We start from the raw sequence: 14,947 nt of genomic DNA on the forward strand, positions 1-14,947 counted from the left end.
GGTGTCCGCGGCATCGAACGCCTCGACGAGCCGGGAGAAGTCGAGCAGCGAGCGGGTGAGGCGGTCGACTTTGTAGACGACGATGATGTCGATGCGCCTTGCCACGACATCGGCGAGCAGACGCTGCAGGGCAGGGCGGGCGAGCGTCCCACCGGAGATACCGCCATCGTCATAGCGGTCGGGGATCAGCGTCCAGCCCTCGCTTGCCTGGCTGAGGATATAGGCGGCACAGGATTCGCGTTGCGCATCGAGGCTGTTGAAGTCCTGCTCCAGCCCCTCCTCGCTCGACTTCCTGGTGTAGATCGCACAGCGCACCGTCTTCATGCGGTCGCTCCCCCCGACCGTGACGTACGCCCGGCTCGCTCGGCCGCCACCGCCACCCTGGTCTTCAGGCCGAAGAAGGCCGGCCCCGACCAGCGAGTGCCGGTGATCGCGCGGGCGACCTCGCTCAGCGAGGCGTAGCAGCGATCTTCCCAGCGGATCACCTGATCCTCGCCGATGGTGACGACATGGGCACGGCCCTGCCACTCGCGGACCAGCCGCATGCCCGCGCGCGGGTGCGCAGTCCGGGTGCTGCCGCGGGCGAGCTGGTCGAGGTTGCGGGTCGTCGCCCGCGACAGCCCGCCAAGCCTGCGTGCCTGGATTTCCCAGGCAAGCGCCAGGCGCAGCAGCCTGGGGCTGATCCGCGGCACGGGTGTGGCGGTCATCCTGACCCACGCCTCGCGCAGCGCTGGCGACGACATTGCCTCCAGAGCCGCCACCTCGGCTTCAATCCGGCTCACGCGGCGCCGCCGATGGTGTAGCAAGTGGCACCACCGCGCGTGCCCCGCACGATGCTGTGGCCCTTCTTGCGCAACCCGGTCAGCGCGGCCCGGGTGGTATGTGGCAGCCAGCCGGTCGCCGTGATCAGCTCGGGCAGCGTGGCGCCGCCGTCGCGCTCCAGCAGGGCGACCACGCTAGCAGACTTGGTGACCTGCGCAGTCGGATTAGCAGCAGCAACAGGCGTAGCGGCATAACCACCACCAGCATCAGCGCTGCCCTCCGCATCATCCGGCACCTCGGCTTCGATACCGATCGCGGCCAACCCGGCCGCCGTCACGAAGATGCCATAGCGGAGGTCGCCATCGATCCGGCTGACCGCAGTGAAAACGCTGGTTTCCTGCTCTTCGGCAAACCCCTGCTTTACCAGCGCCGCGATCGACTTCGCCGCGACCGCCGCATTGACGGCCAGCGTGTCGGGCAGGGGGAATAGGCTGCCATCGCCACGCTGGGCGGCAGAGGCGAGCAGGATCAGCTGGGTGTCGGAGAGCTTTGGCATGATGATGGCCTCGTAAGGTTGCACAAAGCGACATCAGCGCCGCTTCCACCACCCACAGCCCTGTCGGTCGTACCGATCAGGGCTACGCCCGCGCGTGTCCTGCCCCGGCGAGTCGAGCTGTGCTGTCGCTCGGTGCAGCACGGAAGTCGAGTGTAATGCAGCGCCTAGAATTACGACAGACCGGCTCTACGACATCCTGTTACCTGTCATCGATATTACTTGATGGCAGACCGCCGCCTGGCCCTTTGAACAACGCTATCTCGTGAGCGGTTGGCGTTAGACCAACAAGACTCGGCCAGCCGCTCAATCCATCTTGGCGAGCAGGCCGCATTCGACATTTGCCGACGACCCGCACCCGATGGTTATCGAGTCAGTCGAGCAAGCCCGCTCGCACCGCGTTTGCTACAATCAATGGCGTAGCGAACTCGATAGACCATGTGGCGATGGTGGCATTTCGCAAACTTGCCGCCTGCCGATCAACATTGGCCCCAACGTCATCGGCGAAGCTATAGCGCCCCGACACCCCCGTACCGTAAGATGACGAGAGAACCTTGTCCGAAACGGGCGATGCAAAAAAAGGCTTTTGAGCATCAACTGGAGAGGCCGTGGCGGTGGTCGCCCAAAACACCGTCGCGATCGATGCAAACGTGGGGATGAAACGCATGACGATGTTCCTTCTCACTATGCCCGCTCTACCAGGATAGCGATCAACCTATCAGTCCGTTCCATGATGGATTCAGTGTTGCGTCTGGCGGGCACAATACCGGCAGTCCGCCGATCGTATGTAGCGGTAAGAGCAAGTGAAAGCAGCGGTGCCAAGGGCCGATACCTCACCGTTCTGTCCCATTTCCATTCCGCAATGGCATTTGCCGATTTCCACGGCGGACGCGATGGCCCCAGCAATTTACACTCGAAACCGAGTCATGATAACGCGATCCCCTATCGTCACACGACGCACGGCCCCGTGACGAAGGAAGCCCTGGGGCGCTTCGCTATTCTGAGGAGGCGAAGCATGGGTACGGAAGGCGAAGCGTCGGCGACCGCGAACGTGCTGGCGACAATGCGTGTCGTTCTGGATGAGCTGGACCGGCAGACACATGCGGTGGCCGCCGCCTACGTCGCTCAGGCCATTTCTATCATCGAGTGCCAGATGGCCGCAGACGGCGCAGGCTCCGCCTAGACAAATCGCGCCACCGCCATCAGCCGTTCACCAAGCGCGAGGCGTAGTTCCAACCCGCTGGGCGACAGCCTTTTCGATGTCGTTGAGGTCGGTCTGCGATACCACGCCCGCCGCCATCATCTTTCGCATCAGTTCGTCGACCAGCGCTGCCAGAAAGTGAACTTCCGCTCGCTCGGACGCAGTATCCTCGCCTTGGGCGTTTACATCCATCGCTGCCGTCTCCTTTTCCGGTGTAGCCTCGATAACATGTCGCTAAGTAGCTCGAGCCGAAAATTGGGCGGTCGCCGGCATCGCAACTGCAACCATGTGGTCAACTAACGCCATCTGTTTCAACTGACGCAGTGGTCAGCGCAGCAGGTTGCGCGACCAGATCGCCAGGCCAGACGTGACGATCGTTGCGAGAATGGCGGATGCCAGGACCGCGGCCACGAGAATATCTGTCATAGCGCCCCTTTTGAGTTGCTCTATGGTAACGATCGGAAGGGGATAAGGTCCCGTCAGAACGGCTGCCGCAGGCCACTTGTCGAGCCGAAATGAGTGGCATAACAAGCGGTCGTGCAAGACCCGCTACGCCAGATACTCTACCACAGTCGGGCGGTAGGGCGCCTCGAGACCAGCAGCATCCTGGCATCGTCGAAGCGTAATAATGGCATTGACGGTATTACCGGTATCCTGCTGTCGGATGGACGGTCCTATCTGCAGGTGCTCGAGGGACCCGAAGCAAGCGTTCTGTCGACCTATGAACGTATCTATGCTGATCCCCGCCATACCGACGTCCGCGTCATCAGCAACCACCTGATCGAAGAACGTGAGTTCGGCTATTGGAGCATGGAGCTTCGTGAACCAGGTCAGGTATCCGACGATGCCGTCTTTCGGCTTCGACGTCGCCTGATGAATTTCGATCCGGACCTGCATCATCATTTCTTTGACGGTGCCGACGCGGAATAAACATCTGATCTAGTTCTTTCGGCACCTTATGCACAGCCATTGGTTGATGACGCTTGCAGGAGAGTAAGCGTGACGTCGGATCGGATCGTAGCCGTGGGATTGCTGACGCAACGTGACGTCAGCCTGCTCGGCCAGGGCTTCAGCCGCGTCTTTCCGGTCACGGGCGACGTAGATTTTGCTGACTTGCTACGGCAGCTCGATGGCGTAGCTGCTATCCCGGCACACTGTGCAGCTGACGCCTCACCCAAGCATCAGTAGAAACCTTCGGAGGTCAATCGTGTAGGTGGCCGCTCATTGAAGCCACATGCGCGAAAACAAGTCCGGGGCGGCAATGCCGCCCCGGCCCGATAATCACTCAGCCGTACCAAGGGCTTCCTTGGCAGCATCAAGCGCGGCCTTGCCGCCACGCTTGGCCTTCGTCACTACCGCCTCACCAGCGTCCTCGACCTTGTTAACGGCCTTCCGCCCCAGCCCGATGGTCTTGGCCATCGCGCGACGCGCTTCGCTGTATGATTCGGCTACCATCGGATAGTCGTTCTTCAGGTTGTAGCGCGTCCGATACTCCTCCGGCGTCATGCCGTTGGTTGAAAGATGGCGGCGCAGCGTCTTGTACGGCTTGCCGTCGATCAGGCTGATGATGTGATCCTTGCTGGCCAGCGACTTCCGTACAGTGACCGCAGGCGTATAATCCTGAGCTGCCTCTTCAGTCACTTCATCGGCCTGCGATCCACCAAGCTTCTCAACCGCTGCATGCATCGACTGAAGAAACGCTGGAACGTCATCGGCCGACGTACGCGTATTGGGATTGCTCAACCATGCGATCGTCAGCTCAGTGGCAAGTTCGACGCTATTGGGTTCGGTGGTCATGATCGTTCCGATGGTAACAAGGTGAATGTTGGATGCCGATGCTTGGTATCGCCGGGCGGTAGATAGCGGCTCATCGACATACTTCAACGCTATGGGGTCGGATAAGTGGCCCCATCTGATGTGGTCGTCAGCATCGCTGCTCGATAACAATATTCGCTTAACGATATTTCGTGATCAGCGTTTGCCGTTTTCACCTATCGTCTGTTAGAGGCCGATATGCTTAAATCACGAATAAGGCGGCAGACGACCGCTTCTACCCATGCGTCCAGTCGTCTGGCGGCCATCGAAGCCTCAATCAGGGCGCTCGATAACGAAGACCTGCTCGATCTGGCTGACATCTTCGCGCGCGGCGAACCAACACCGCTGACCGATCTGACCGTGCAGATCATGGCTGAACGCAATGTCCACTTATAAGGAAGCTCTGCCACTGCTGGTCTTCCTATATCACAAGCCGTTGCAGCCGATCCCAAAATGGGGCGATTACGTCCAGCCTAGGAATGTTCGCCGGCTGACATCCTCAGCCGATGAGGCATAGGCCACCCGATGAGCCAATCCAATGCGGCACCCTACCGCGTCCAGTTACACCCCGCACCCATCGTGATCGATGCCGACGGTCTGCCCGTTGCGAACTCACATGTCGTCGAGATCACCTTTCCAGGTGAGCCCATCGACACCGCGATCGGGAAGGTCAACACGATCGTCGGCGCAGGCATTGCCAAGATCATTGTCGGTGAAATTACCTACCGTGGCGTATCCATTGCATATTAGCAGGAATGACTGACCCCGCGCCTGCTGGAATATCGTCGTCGGCTGATTATCACGGTGCCATGACCCGGTAACATTGTTCGGAAGTGAACGAAGCAGTCGGCGCCATGAAGACCAACGCTGATCATGCCTCGGTACGTGAAGGCGGGGCAAAGCAGGAGGAACTGGGCAGGAAGCAGCAGGCGGACTGCGCAGACCCGGGGAAGACCGAACGCGGCTGATGTATCTGCGCGTTCCTCGCCGGAAGGTTGCAGAGTTCAGGCGTGAACCGGCTGCGCAGCTGATTTGCGCCTGAGCAAAGCCAGATCAACACAAGCTCGCAGCTCGCTCGCATTGATCCGCCAGAGGTGGATCAACAGCATGTAGGTCGCGATCGTCACAAACCCGATCCACAGCACAGCGATCATAACCTGGCCAATCGTGCCGTAGCTCGCCAGGTCGCGTACCGCTTGCCCCAGCAACACGCCGACCTCGAGTTTCTGCAACGCAATCACCGTGCCGATGGCGAGCAGCATTTTCCACGCCATGCCAAGGCGCAGTTCGATGCTGGCCTGGTTTGTGGCGGCAAGGAAGGCGAGTGCTTCTACGTCAACCATGGCTTCGATTTCCAAAATCCCGAGCCACTTGTTCCATCGTTTGGATAAGACGTTGAACTGGATCGCATCGCCTGGCGTCATGAACAGGCGAGGGTGGCCATCGATACTGCCCTCAATGCTTTTCTGCCGGCGGATACCATTGAAGTCATGGCTGATATCGGACCACAGCTGTGCATAGCGGGGTGTGTGAGGAATATCGGGTTGTTGCGTCATTGCAGAGGCTTCTTTCACGCATAGCGCGGCAGCCATGCGGATGCCTCGCACCGAAATCTAGCGGCCCCGAAACTGGCGGCGTCTCAGTATCGATATTCCCCAATTATTCCCATTATATGGAATGGCAATGAAATATTGTTTAGTGTTTGCACAACGAAAATTAACCACATACCTTTCTCCTTGAGGGGACCGCCAAAAGGCTGCGATCTAACAGGGGAATATATATGAAAGCTCGTCGTTACGTTGCCTTGGGAACTCTTGCGCTTTTAGGCGCCGGCATGCCTGCCGCTGCGAATGCCATGACTATCGTATTGAACAACACAGGCGGCGTGGAAGAGGGAACGGCGGCCTATACCGGCTTTCGTGCTGCTGCGGATTACTGGCAATCTGTCTTCCTCGATGATGTGTCCTTGACGTTCAATGTCGGGTTCACCTCAGCCGGATTCGCACCCACGACGCTGGGATCGACCAGCAGTGCATCGAGTGCGAAAGCCACGACGGTGTGGAAGACGGCGTTGACGAACGACGCGATGACGGCCCTTGATGCCTCCGTTGTTGCCAACTTGCCCAATATCTTGAATCAGCAGGTCGTACTCAACAACACCGTTCAAAAGGCACTGGGTATCTATTCCGGTAATCCGGGAACCGTTGATGCCACTATCCGCTTCAATAGTGCCCGGGCATTTGACTTCGACCCTCGCGACGGCTTTCAGACGGTCGCTTCAGATTTCATCAGCGTCGCTGTCCATGAAATGGGTCATGCCCTCGGTTTTACCAGCAGTGTTGGCGCCAACACGACGAACGCTTCGCGCCCCACTAACACCGACATGTTCCGATATAAAAATGGCACGTGGGACATCAGCTATGCGGGCAATCCCTATTTCTCGATCGATGGCGGCGCGACCGAGTTTATGGGCAATGCCGGATTTTCCGCCGGGCCGGACGGCTTCCAGACGTCGCACTGGCGTGAGGGATTGCGGCAGCATGACGGCGTAAGCTGCACCGTGCTGCTGGAAAAGCAGGTAGGCATCCTCGATCCGACCGGCGGGCTTTGTCAGGAAGGGATCGTCACCGCTCAGGACCTTGCCATCTTCGATGCGATGGGCTGGAATTTGAATCAGAATATCCTTGAGAACCTGAATTACGCCAAATCCACATCGTCCATTCTCCAGGACTATCTGAACAGCACGTCTGCGGTTCCCGAGGTATCGACCTGGGCAATGATGCTTGTCGGTTTTGGATTGACGGGGGCAGCGTTACGAGGCCGTCGTCGCGTGACCGTTAGTTTCGCCTGACCGAATGGTGTCGCCAGCTTCAGGGCTGGCGGCACTAACAACCCGGAAGAGGACCATCCATGGTCATCGTCGCCTTGACCATCCTCGCAACGGCCTTGCCGGTTACCTCTCTGACGGTGCGGGAAGAGCGCAAGCTGGCAACCATGCTCGTCTGTCCGGAACGCCTGCCCGGTGATGCCGCTCGCATCGCCAATACCGATGCATTCATGATGTTATACGCCCGGTATGCGCCACGGTCCAAGGCTGGCGAGCGAATGGCACTGCGTGACCGGATTCTGACTGCAAAGAAATGTCGCGATCTCCGTCCGCTGCAACACACTTACCCCGAAACGTGACCCCAATCGCGCTACCTGCCGAGCAGTCGTAGGGCGATGCCAGATACCGTACAGCGGCCGAGATCCTGTGCGTACGGGCGACACCTTCGGCGCCAGGCTCAGGGAACGGATCTGCTCACCAGATCGTCGAGCAAGTAACACCCAGCCCGCCGTTCCCGCCTATTGCCGTGGATGGCGCCCGACTGAGAAGGATCTAATCATGAGCAACGGTGAAACCTCGCGCCGGGGTGTCCTCGGCAGTGCGGCCATCGGCCTTGCGGCAGCAGCCGCGCCGGGCGTGGCCTTGGGGCAGTCGACGAAGACGAGTGACAAGGGCGCTGCCCCTAGCCTGCGCGATCCGCGCACCAAATACACACGCACTCCATTCCCTGAGCAGCGTCAACCCTGGCCCGCGCTTGCCAGCAAGATGACCCCCCGGCCTGACCATGGCGAGCAAAGCTACCGCGGCAGCGACAAGTTGGTTGGTCGCAAAGCACTGATCACCGGCGGTGACAGCGGCATCGGACGCGCGGCCGCGATCGCCTTTGCTCGCGACGGGGCGGATGTGGCGATCAACTACTACCCCAGTGAGGAACCGGACGCGCGCGAGGTCGCCGACCTGATCCGACAGGCGGGGCGGAAGGCGGTGCTACTGCCCGCCGACATCCGCACGCAAAAGGCGTGCGAAGACACCGTCAGAAAAGCAATCTCGCAGCTGGCTGGTATCGATATTCTCGTGAATAACGCCGCATATCAGCAGTCCAAGGCGGACATCATGGAGATCACTGACGAACAGTTTGTCCGCACCTACGAAACTAACATCTTTCACGTTTTCCGCTTTTCGAAGGCGGCGATCCCTTCGATGCCCCCGGGTTCCGTCATCATCAACACGATTTCGCAGAACGCCTATGACCCCAATGACGACCTCATCGATTACGCCTCGACGAAGGCCGCGATCCAGAATCTGACGCGCGGCATGGCCAAGCAGCTCGCCAAGAAGGGTATCCGCGTCAATGCCGTATCTCCCGGCCCGATCTGGACGCCGCTTCAGGTCGCAGGGGGACAGCTGCGAGGCAAAATGCATGAATTTGGCCAAGATACGCCGCTCGGCCGCGCCGGACAGCCAGCGGAGCTCGCTTCACTTTTCGTCACGCTTGCGTCGGACGATGCGAGCTACTCGACGGGGACGGCCGTCGGCGCACATGGCGGAAAAGGGTTTCCCTGATCCCGAACCCGACGTTCGCTTCGCCCGTCATTCCGGAAGAACCGCTCGAGCAGCACGCATGATCGGTGGACAAACTGAGGGGTGGATGCCCCGGCGGGTGACCTTGTCCTTACCGGTCCAGGGTCGGGTCACCCCACCCCCGGGCAGGATCGCTTATCGCCAGAACCTAGACAGGCTTCGCGCCGGGCGTTCCGCACTTGGCGAACTTGCCGTTGGCCGCCTTGCAGCGGACAGCCTTCACCGGTGCCGAGGGCGGGCACTTGGTGAATTTACCCTTGGCGTCCTTGCAGGGGGCAGCAATCGATGGGGTGGCGCTCACCAGCAAGCCGACACTGAGAACAGCGGCGAAGATCTTACGCATTCCAATGCTCCTGCAATGATTGACGGCACTATGCTGCGTCCGCCGGTATCTCCCGTCAAATGACAATGGTGCAATGCTGACCATGGGGACATGCGACAACCGCCCCGCCGCTGATCAAGCGGCGGGGACTGCATTTCACTTTGCCGGCGTCGAGATAGTCGTCAGGACCGCAGGCGTGGTTTGCGGTGCAGCGGGTACAGCAACAACCAAGGGCGCAGCGGAGGTCGTGGAGAAGGCGACGGGCACATCTTCGTCCATAAAGCCGTTGATCGGTGTACCGATCGGGATATTGGCGCTGGTGCCCGTCACAAAGAACCCGGCCACCGGGATGACCGCGATCGCACCAACCACGCCGGCGGTACCCGTCGTGCCCTTATCGTCAAGCTGACCGCTCAGGCGGATTTGCCGACCGTTGACGGTGGCGTAGAGGACGCGGGCATTGATGTGCCCGGACTTGCCCCACATCCCCTTGTTCCGGACATCGGTAACTTCGCCCATGGCCGGGCTACCTGCGGGAATGACCGTCACGCCGTTCAGCATGATGTCCTCGGCGACTTCCATCTGGAAACGTTGGCCTACCTTCAGCTTCTTGCCATTAGTGGTCAGGTGCTCACGCATCTTCAGCGGCACCGGCGTGCCAGTGCGCAGCACGGTCATATCGGACGGGCCAGCAACCAGCGTCGCGGTTGTTGTCGGCACTGGCGTGGCAGCAATGGTCGTCTGGGCATCAACACCGGACGTAACAACGATGAGCGCGCTCGTGAGCACGCCGGACAACAGCTTCATGAAAATCCTCCCCTGATCGACTCCCCCCGGAGCCGGACTGGCAAGCTGTGCCAACTGCGATGTTGTGTCAACGGCATCAGGCCGCGGTTCGGATTTATCAGACATGGCGCCGTTGGCGATTGAAAAGGGATCAGAAATACCGCCAGGCTACGAGCGACGTCAGCAACGTTACAAGGACCATGCGTGCACAGCGAGAACAACCCCAGCCGCTCGTTCGACCTGAAGCTCAGCGTGATCCTGATGCTCATCGTCTCTGTGTGCTTTGTCGGCTACCGCATGAGCCATGGCGGTCCCGCAGCCAACGAGGTGGCCTGCGCGCCCGGTCAGGAGAATGTGACCGACTGCAACCAGCAGATGGCTAATGAAGCGACAGGAAATAACGAGGCGCGACAAGAGCGTGAGATAGAGGGCGCGCTGCCCAAATAGCTCTATCTGCAAGCTTGCGGGCGGTCGGATTTGGCCGATCCGTGCAGCCGGCCTAGGCAGCCTGAATGGCCACTCCAGTTGATGACACCCAAGGCATTGCCGCGCTCGCGGCGGGTACGCCGGCGTACAGGCGGCTGACCTTGGCGATGCTATTTGCCGGTTTCGCGACCTTCTCGACCCTGTACGCAGTGCAGCCACTCCTGCCGCTGCTCGCCGCTCACTACGCGCTAAATGCGGAAGCCGCTTCGCTGGCCGTGTCTGCCGCAACCGGGCCGCTGGCGTTCGGTATTCTGATCGCAGGAGCTCTGTCTGACCGGGTAGGACGGCGGTCACTGATGGTCGCCGCCATGATGTCTGCCGGGGTGCTCACCGTGGCGGCGGCAGTGGCGCCTGGCTGGTACGCCTTGCTCGCGCTTCGTCTGCTCGCCGGATTGACGTTGGCGGGCGTCCCCGCGGTCGCCATGGCCTATGTCGCCGAGGAGGTGGACGCGGCCTCGGTAGGCTCGGCCATGGGCCTGTACATCGCGGGCAGCGCGCTCGGTGGCATGGGCGGGCGCCTTGTTGCCAGCGGCGTTGCGGCGATGACGGACTGGCGATGGGCTCTGGCCGCGGTTGGGCTGACAGGCCTGGTCATGGCCGATATATTCCGCCGCCTTGCGCCCACGTCGCGGCGCTTTGTCGCCAGTTCGGGCAGCTGGCTGACACTTCTCCGCGGCGCCGCACCTCTGTTCCGAGATGCTGGCCTGCGCCTGTTGTACGCCGAGGCATTCATCCTGATGGGGGTGTTCGTCACCGTATATAATTATGTTGGGTTTCACCTCCTTGGCCCACCTTACTCGCTGGGGCAGGGGGCGGTGGGGGCGGTGTTCCTGCTCTATGCGCTCGGCTCGGTCAGTTCGGGATGGTTCGGCGCCTTGGCCGGCCGCGTCGGACGCCGGAAAATCTTTTGGATACCGACGGTCATCCTGATGGTCGGCGTCGCGCTGACTGCCGCCCGACCGCTTTGGATCGTCGTGTTGGGTATCGCAGTCGTGACGGTGGGCTTCTTCGGCGCTCACTCGATCGCCAGCGCATGGGTCGGGCGGCGGGGCGGCGCAGCGCGGGGGCAGGCGGCTGCCTGGTATCTGTTCTTCTACTATCTCGGATCAAGCGTGCTCGGATCGGCTGGCGGCGTCGCGTGGACCCATGCGGGTTGGCTGGGTGTGGTTGGCTTCTGTCTCGTGCTTGGCGGGCTGGCGCTGGTCGGTGGGTTGCTGTTGCGGCGGGTCGAGCCTTTGCCGGCCGAACCGGTCGTTCCAAGGGTGGTCGAGGCATAGCTCGAGACTGCACGCGCTCCTATGTGACTGGCGGCATTCGCACAGGGGTTTGAACGATGGCGTGGAGCAAGATCGACATGGCAATCATACCGGTGAATACACCGGTATTGGTACGCACCGAAGAGGATGCCGAGCCTGTTGTGGCGTTCCTGAGTGCCGAACGGATCTGGTATGCCGGTGGCGCACTTGTGCAAAACTCTTCGACGCTGCTTGGCGCGACGCCGATCGAATGGTGCGAACCTGGCGGGGATGACCGGCTTTAGGCAGTGCCTGCCGCAATGACCGTGAAAGCAATGCGGAGATCACGAACTTCGTGGTGGCCGCGCACCTGGGAGGGATATGCGCGGCCACCCCGTTCACCGTCATCGGGGTTTGCCCGACCGCCCGCGCGCCTTGGGGGATGGAGGCAGGCTGGTGAACGAGAAGCTCAACTATCTGCCCGGCCGCATCGCCGCCAACGATCAATGCCGTACAGACTTAGTGGCGTGGTCGATTACCCGATCCTCGTTGTTCCCCGGACAGCGACTGCGCGCAAGCCGCTGATGCGGGACAAAGATGGACGGTCACGAACGGTGTGTCGTAAGGTCCAAGGCATGGACATTGACCCGCTCGCCACCGCTCTAGATCACGCGAGAGCATTCGCCGCCACGCTGAAGCCGGGCGATCTGATCGACGAGAAGACCGGCTTCACGGCCGACAATCTGCTGGCCCTGATCGCCGCGGCGGCTCCGCCAACGGCCGAAGACGCGGTGATCGAGCAGGTGGGTGACCTGGCCTGACGATGACGCCGGAACAGGAGCGATGGGCCGAAGCCCTTGCGGTGATGAATCAGCATGGTGACGGTCTGGCCGCATTCCTGACCGAGCGGTGCGTGGCGCTGGCGAAGGCGGGGGATATGGCAGGCGTCGCCCGGTGGCGGGAGATCATCCACCGGTGCGATCAACTTCGTGACGGGACGACCCAATAGATGTGTAACCGTGCCCGCTTCAGCGGCGAGCCAGAGACGATCCGCGAGACGTTCGCGGCTGACTGGCTGGTCGACAAGCCGATGGACAACCGGTTCGACCCGAAAGAACTACGTCCGTTCGGGCGCGCCTATGTCGTGCGCAACGACGCTGGCCATCGCGGGCTCGACGTCATGGAATGGGACGTGCTCGCGGGGCAGGCGAAACAGGCCGGTCGCAAGGTGGCGCAGACCAATGTCCGCAGCCTGCACCTGCCGCAGTGGCGTTCACTAGTCGCGGACCCGGCCAACCGCTGCCTGATCCCTCTGACCGAGTTCTGCGAATGGGCGCGCAAGCCAACCGATCTCGGCGACGGCAGGAAGCCGATCAAGGGCGAGATGTGGTTCGCCGTCACCGACCAGCCGGTGTTCGCGGTCGCCGGGTTCTGGCGGCAGGTTGGGGACCAACGCTATTTCGCCATGGTGACCTGCGATGCCAACAAGCTGGTCCAGCCGATCCATCCGAAGGCGATGATCACCGTTCTGGCGCCGACCGATCAGGATCACTGGCTGACCGGCGACTATGACGATGCGGTGGCGTTGCAGCGGCCATACCCGGCCAATCGGATGACGGTGCGGGGGCCGGTTTTCCCAACACGTCAGGCGTAAGCGATCAACTGCCGAAGCCCGCCGCAGCGGCCCCAAGCCAAGCGACCGTCAAAAGGCGTAAGGGGCTTGATCTGCCTGGACTGGCGAGAGCGTTGTATGCGGAGCGGCGGCGCCGAGATGATGCGATCGGCATAGCGGGCGAGCTGTTCGGTGAGCCGGCCTGGGATATGTTGCTCTACCTCTACGTGCAGGGTTCCGAGAATGCGGCAACCTCGACGACCGCCCTGTGTGACGCGTCCTGTAGCCCCGGTACGACCGCGCTGCGCTGGATCGCGAAACTGACGGAAGTCGGATTGATCGAGCGCCACATTGACGATGCGGATCGACGACGACACCACGTCCGGCTAACAGTTGCAGGCGTACAGCGCGTCAAGGAAATGTTGCGGGCTATTTGAGCCGGCCACATCTCGGGCTTGTCTGTGGGAAATGGTATATTCACGAGGTGCCTGAGCGAGGTAGCCACCCCGCTCAGGCGGCGGATGTGAGGCCGTTCGACAGGCTGGTCGACATAGACCGTTCCTGAGCAGGGCCGCATCCGTCTTCCCAAACCCCGGACAGTTGCCAGGGGCCGTGTCCACGGACCTCGCATGACAAGCTTGGGAGACCGGATCATGTCACAACCCGACCTCTTTGTCGGCATCGATGTCGTCAAGGACGAACTCGTTATTCACCTTCATCCGACCGGAACGTTGCGGCGCGTTGTCAACAACAAGACAGGTCTTGCCATGCTCGGTCGCAAGCTCACCCAGCTGGCCGGTAGGGCCTGCTTGCGGATCGGCTTCGAGGCATCCGGTGGTTCCGAGCGCAAGCTTGCTATCCTGCTCGATCGGCTGGGGCTTAGGGCCACGGAAGCCCCGCGTCCGCAAGCCAGCATCGCCGTTTCGGTACTTTAACTCATCGCCTGCGGTGAYCTGGCTGGTGGTGCTGACGTACGTCCGTTTTTCGCTGTCGCTGCGGAATGTCGAAGACCTGCTGTTCGAGCGGGGGATCGATATCTGCCACGAGACGGNCTGGCTGGTGGTGCTGACGTACGTCCGTTTTTCGCTGTCGCTGCGGAATGTCGAAGACCTGCTGTTCGAGCGGGGGATCGATATCTGCCACGAGACGGTGCGGCTGTGGTGGAACAGGTTCGGTCCGATGTTCGCCGGCGAGGTGCGCTGCCAGCGGGTCAGCCGGATGCGGGGCTTTCGTCACTGGCGCTGGCATCTCGACGAGATGTACGTGAAGCTGAACGGCGAGATGGTCTACCTGTGGCGAGCGGTAGATCACGAAGGCGAGGTGCTGGAGAGCTATGTTACCAGGACCCGCGACAAAGCGGCGGCACTCACCTTCCTGAGGAAGGCGCTGAAGCGCCACGGCTCACCCGACAGGGTCACCACCGAGGGCCTTCGCAGTTACCTTGCTGCAATGAACGAGTTGGCCGATGCCGAAAAGCAGGAGGTGGGCCGCTGGACGAACAACCGAGTGGAGAACAGCCACCTCCCGTTCCGACGAGAAAGGGCGATGCTCTGGTTCCGGCAGATGAAGACGCTGCAAAGTTCGCATCCGTCCACACCAACGTCCACAACAACTTCAGCCTGGAGCACCACCTCACCGACCGACAGACCTACCGGGAACGACGCTCAGCCACACTGGCTGAGTGGCACAACCTTGCGAGCTATGTCGCCAGCATGAAAGACCGACGTGCATCGTGTGGACAACGGCTCGCGTTCGACTGACAGCACC

26 protein-coding genes are annotated in these 14,947 nt (G+C 61.2%); 17 read left to right on the top strand and 9 right to left on the bottom strand.

Translation table 11 applies throughout. The annotated features are described in order from the left end of the window. The 4 genes from ASG67_RS06580 to ASG67_RS18790 form a co-directional block, all read right to left on the bottom strand. The coding region (locus ASG67_RS06580; protein WP_162244334.1) for a recombinase family protein at positions 1 to 324 on the bottom strand (324 nt) is incomplete at its 3' end. Further along, positions 321 to 782, bottom strand: a complete 462-nt coding sequence (locus tag ASG67_RS06585; protein ID WP_082543362.1) for a DUF2924 domain-containing protein — start codon at positions 780 to 782, stop codon at positions 321 to 323. The genes ASG67_RS06580 and ASG67_RS06585, both read right to left, overlap by 4 nt. After that, entirely contained in the window at positions 779 to 1,318 is a 540-nt protein-coding gene (locus ASG67_RS06590; RefSeq protein ID WP_056527332.1) for a DUF3489 domain-containing protein, read from the bottom strand. Before ASG67_RS06590 ends, ASG67_RS06585 begins: the two co-directional genes overlap by 4 nt. Positions 1,319 to 1,688: 370 nt before the next feature. Next, the gene (locus tag ASG67_RS18790; protein ID WP_156460687.1) at positions 1,689 to 1,982 is read right to left on the bottom strand and encodes a hypothetical protein; all 294 of its coding nucleotides are present in this window, start codon (positions 1,980 to 1,982) and stop codon (positions 1,689 to 1,691) included. A 348-nt stretch (positions 1,983 to 2,330) separates the two neighbouring features. On the opposite strand from ASG67_RS18790, the gene ASG67_RS06595 reads away from it, so the two are divergent. Next, positions 2,331 to 2,498, top strand: coding sequence for a hypothetical protein (locus ASG67_RS06595; protein WP_156460688.1), 168 nt, complete (start codon positions 2,331 to 2,333; stop codon positions 2,496 to 2,498). 27 nt (positions 2,499 to 2,525) lie between these two features. Here the strand turns inward: ASG67_RS06595 and ASG67_RS06600 are convergent, their stop codons facing one another. Next, on the bottom strand, positions 2,526 to 2,708 hold the full coding sequence (locus ASG67_RS06600; protein ID WP_056527338.1) for a hypothetical protein: 183 nt from the start codon (positions 2,706 to 2,708) through the stop codon (positions 2,526 to 2,528). Between the two features lie 345 nt (positions 2,709 to 3,053). Between ASG67_RS06600 and ASG67_RS06605 the strand changes: the two genes are divergently transcribed. Next, entirely contained in the window at positions 3,054 to 3,446 is a 393-nt protein-coding gene (locus ASG67_RS06605; RefSeq protein WP_056527341.1) for a BLUF domain-containing protein, read from the top strand. Between the two features lie 351 nt (positions 3,447 to 3,797). On the opposite strand, the gene ASG67_RS06610 is transcribed toward ASG67_RS06605, so the two are convergent. Next, positions 3,798 to 4,313, bottom strand: coding sequence for a MucR family transcriptional regulator (locus ASG67_RS06610; RefSeq protein ID WP_056527344.1), 516 nt, complete (start codon positions 4,311 to 4,313; stop codon positions 3,798 to 3,800). Between the two features lie 216 nt (positions 4,314 to 4,529). Between ASG67_RS06610 and ASG67_RS18795 the strand changes: the two genes are divergently transcribed. Further along, complete coding sequence (locus ASG67_RS18795) at positions 4,530 to 4,727, top strand: hypothetical protein (protein ID WP_156460689.1); 198 nt, start codon at positions 4,530 to 4,532, stop codon at positions 4,725 to 4,727. A gap of 129 nt (positions 4,728 to 4,856) precedes the next feature. Further along, positions 4,857 to 5,081 (top strand): hypothetical protein, encoded by a 225-nt coding sequence (locus ASG67_RS06615; RefSeq protein ID WP_056527347.1) that lies wholly within the window; start codon positions 4,857 to 4,859, stop codon positions 5,079 to 5,081. A gap of 254 nt (positions 5,082 to 5,335) precedes the next feature. On the opposite strand, the gene ASG67_RS06620 is transcribed toward ASG67_RS06615, so the two are convergent. Next, a complete protein-coding gene (locus ASG67_RS06620) occupies positions 5,336 to 5,923 on the bottom strand; it encodes a hypothetical protein (RefSeq protein WP_156460690.1) in 588 nt (195 codons plus the stop codon). A gap of 188 nt (positions 5,924 to 6,111) precedes the next feature. Here ASG67_RS06620 and ASG67_RS19390 point away from each other — a divergent pair, with 188 nt between their 5' ends. From ASG67_RS19390 to ASG67_RS06635, 3 genes are all read left to right on the top strand, one after another. Further along, positions 6,112 to 7,182, top strand: a complete 1,071-nt coding sequence (locus ASG67_RS19390; RefSeq protein WP_235535084.1) for an NF038122 family metalloprotease — start codon at positions 6,112 to 6,114, stop codon at positions 7,180 to 7,182. A 59-nt stretch (positions 7,183 to 7,241) separates the two neighbouring features. Then, positions 7,242 to 7,517, top strand: a complete 276-nt coding sequence (locus ASG67_RS06630) for a hypothetical protein (protein ID WP_056527355.1) — start codon at positions 7,242 to 7,244, stop codon at positions 7,515 to 7,517. A 199-nt stretch (positions 7,518 to 7,716) separates the two neighbouring features. Next, positions 7,717 to 8,721, top strand: a complete 1,005-nt coding sequence (locus ASG67_RS06635; RefSeq protein ID WP_056527359.1) for an SDR family oxidoreductase — start codon at positions 7,717 to 7,719, stop codon at positions 8,719 to 8,721. Positions 8,722 to 8,887: 166 nt separating this feature from the next. On the opposite strand, the gene ASG67_RS06640 is transcribed toward ASG67_RS06635, so the two are convergent. Continuing rightward, positions 8,888 to 9,082 (bottom strand): hypothetical protein, encoded by a 195-nt coding sequence (locus ASG67_RS06640; RefSeq protein WP_056527362.1) that lies wholly within the window; start codon positions 9,080 to 9,082, stop codon positions 8,888 to 8,890. A gap of 135 nt (positions 9,083 to 9,217) precedes the next feature. Further along, the gene (locus tag ASG67_RS19180) at positions 9,218 to 9,868 is read right to left on the bottom strand and encodes a hypothetical protein (protein WP_056527365.1); all 651 of its coding nucleotides are present in this window, start codon (positions 9,866 to 9,868) and stop codon (positions 9,218 to 9,220) included. A 183-nt stretch (positions 9,869 to 10,051) separates the two neighbouring features. Between ASG67_RS19180 and ASG67_RS06650 the strand changes: the two genes are divergently transcribed. The 10 genes from ASG67_RS06650 to ASG67_RS06690 all read left to right on the top strand — a co-directional run bounded on the left by ASG67_RS06650 (position 10,052) and on the right by ASG67_RS06690 (position 14,896). Further along, positions 10,052 to 10,294 carry a hypothetical protein gene (locus tag ASG67_RS06650; RefSeq protein ID WP_056527368.1) on the top strand — a complete coding sequence of 81 codons (243 nt, stop codon included), beginning with the start codon at positions 10,052 to 10,054 and terminating at the stop codon, positions 10,292 to 10,294. 65 nt (positions 10,295 to 10,359) lie between these two features. Next, positions 10,360 to 11,610, top strand: a complete 1,251-nt coding sequence (locus ASG67_RS06655) for an MFS transporter (protein WP_056527371.1) — start codon at positions 10,360 to 10,362, stop codon at positions 11,608 to 11,610. Between the two features lie 56 nt (positions 11,611 to 11,666). Then, positions 11,667 to 11,873 (top strand): hypothetical protein, encoded by a 207-nt coding sequence (locus ASG67_RS06660; protein WP_056527374.1) that lies wholly within the window; start codon positions 11,667 to 11,669, stop codon positions 11,871 to 11,873. Between the two features lie 151 nt (positions 11,874 to 12,024). Continuing rightward, positions 12,025 to 12,153 carry a hypothetical protein gene (locus tag ASG67_RS19680; protein ID WP_268796280.1) on the top strand — a complete coding sequence of 43 codons (129 nt, stop codon included), beginning with the start codon at positions 12,025 to 12,027 and terminating at the stop codon, positions 12,151 to 12,153. A gap of 50 nt (positions 12,154 to 12,203) precedes the next feature. After that, on the top strand, positions 12,204 to 12,389 hold the full coding sequence (locus tag ASG67_RS06665; RefSeq protein ID WP_056527379.1) for a hypothetical protein: 186 nt from the start codon (positions 12,204 to 12,206) through the stop codon (positions 12,387 to 12,389). Positions 12,390 to 12,391: 2 nt separating this feature from the next. Then, positions 12,392 to 12,577, top strand: a complete 186-nt coding sequence (locus tag ASG67_RS06670) for a DUF6961 family protein (RefSeq protein WP_056527382.1) — start codon at positions 12,392 to 12,394, stop codon at positions 12,575 to 12,577. Further along, complete coding sequence (locus ASG67_RS06675) at positions 12,578 to 13,222, top strand: SOS response-associated peptidase family protein (RefSeq protein ID WP_056527385.1); 645 nt, start codon at positions 12,578 to 12,580, stop codon at positions 13,220 to 13,222. It abuts the gene before it with no gap. Between the two features lie 92 nt (positions 13,223 to 13,314). Beyond that, positions 13,315 to 13,617 carry a MarR family winged helix-turn-helix transcriptional regulator gene (locus ASG67_RS06680; protein WP_056527388.1) on the top strand — a complete coding sequence of 101 codons (303 nt, stop codon included), beginning with the start codon at positions 13,315 to 13,317 and terminating at the stop codon, positions 13,615 to 13,617. Between the two features lie 192 nt (positions 13,618 to 13,809). After that, positions 13,810 to 14,115, top strand: coding sequence for an IS110 family transposase (locus tag ASG67_RS06685; protein ID WP_056527391.1), 306 nt, complete (start codon positions 13,810 to 13,812; stop codon positions 14,113 to 14,115). Between the two features lie 127 nt (positions 14,116 to 14,242). Beyond that, entirely contained in the window at positions 14,243 to 14,896 is a 654-nt protein-coding gene (locus ASG67_RS06690) for an IS6 family transposase (RefSeq protein WP_235535086.1), read from the top strand. Positions 14,897 to 14,947: the final 51 nt, after the last annotated feature.

This window comes from Sphingomonas sp. Leaf339, from assembly GCF_001426195.1.
In the GTDB taxonomy this organism is placed as follows: Bacteria; Pseudomonadota; Alphaproteobacteria; order Sphingomonadales; family Sphingomonadaceae; genus Sphingomonas.

Bases quoted from the DNA above. Each gene is read 5' to 3' on its own strand.
- ASG67_RS19390 (WP_235535084.1), top strand. From the start codon at position 6,112: ATGAAAGCTCGTCGTTACGTTGCCTTGGGAACTCTTGCGCTTTTAGGC.
- ASG67_RS06590 (WP_056527332.1), bottom strand. From the start codon at position 1,318: ATGCCAAAGCTCTCCGACACCCAGCTGATCCTGCTCGCCTCTGCCGCC.
- ASG67_RS06685 (WP_056527391.1), top strand. From the start codon at position 13,810: ATGACAAGCTTGGGAGACCGGATCATGTCACAACCCGACCTCTTTGTC.
- ASG67_RS06615 (WP_056527347.1), top strand. From the start codon at position 4,857: ATGAGCCAATCCAATGCGGCACCCTACCGCGTCCAGTTACACCCCGCA.
- ASG67_RS06595 (WP_156460688.1), top strand. From the start codon at position 2,331: ATGGGTACGGAAGGCGAAGCGTCGGCGACCGCGAACGTGCTGGCGACA.
- ASG67_RS06655 (WP_056527371.1), top strand. From the start codon at position 10,360: ATGGCCACTCCAGTTGATGACACCCAAGGCATTGCCGCGCTCGCGGCG.
- ASG67_RS06640 (WP_056527362.1), bottom strand. From the start codon at position 9,082: ATGCGTAAGATCTTCGCCGCTGTTCTCAGTGTCGGCTTGCTGGTGAGC.
- ASG67_RS06665 (WP_056527379.1), top strand. From the start codon at position 12,204: ATGGACATTGACCCGCTCGCCACCGCTCTAGATCACGCGAGAGCATTC.
- ASG67_RS18790 (WP_156460687.1), bottom strand. From the start codon at position 1,982: ATGCGTTTCATCCCCACGTTTGCATCGATCGCGACGGTGTTTTGGGCG.
- ASG67_RS06620 (WP_156460690.1), bottom strand. From the start codon at position 5,923: ATGGCTGCCGCGCTATGCGTGAAAGAAGCCTCTGCAATGACGCAACAA.
- ASG67_RS06600 (WP_056527338.1), bottom strand. From the start codon at position 2,708: ATGGATGTAAACGCCCAAGGCGAGGATACTGCGTCCGAGCGAGCGGAA.
- ASG67_RS06635 (WP_056527359.1), top strand. From the start codon at position 7,717: ATGAGCAACGGTGAAACCTCGCGCCGGGGTGTCCTCGGCAGTGCGGCC.
- ASG67_RS19180 (WP_056527365.1), bottom strand. From the start codon at position 9,868: ATGAAGCTGTTGTCCGGCGTGCTCACGAGCGCGCTCATCGTTGTTACG.
- ASG67_RS06675 (WP_056527385.1), top strand. From the start codon at position 12,578: ATGTGTAACCGTGCCCGCTTCAGCGGCGAGCCAGAGACGATCCGCGAG.
- ASG67_RS06630 (WP_056527355.1), top strand. From the start codon at position 7,242: ATGGTCATCGTCGCCTTGACCATCCTCGCAACGGCCTTGCCGGTTACC.
- ASG67_RS06610 (WP_056527344.1), bottom strand. From the start codon at position 4,313: ATGACCACCGAACCCAATAGCGTCGAACTTGCCACTGAGCTGACGATC.
- ASG67_RS18795 (WP_156460689.1), top strand. From the start codon at position 4,530: ATGCTTAAATCACGAATAAGGCGGCAGACGACCGCTTCTACCCATGCG.
- ASG67_RS06660 (WP_056527374.1), top strand. From the start codon at position 11,667: ATGGCGTGGAGCAAGATCGACATGGCAATCATACCGGTGAATACACCG.
- ASG67_RS06670 (WP_056527382.1), top strand. From the start codon at position 12,392: ATGACGCCGGAACAGGAGCGATGGGCCGAAGCCCTTGCGGTGATGAAT.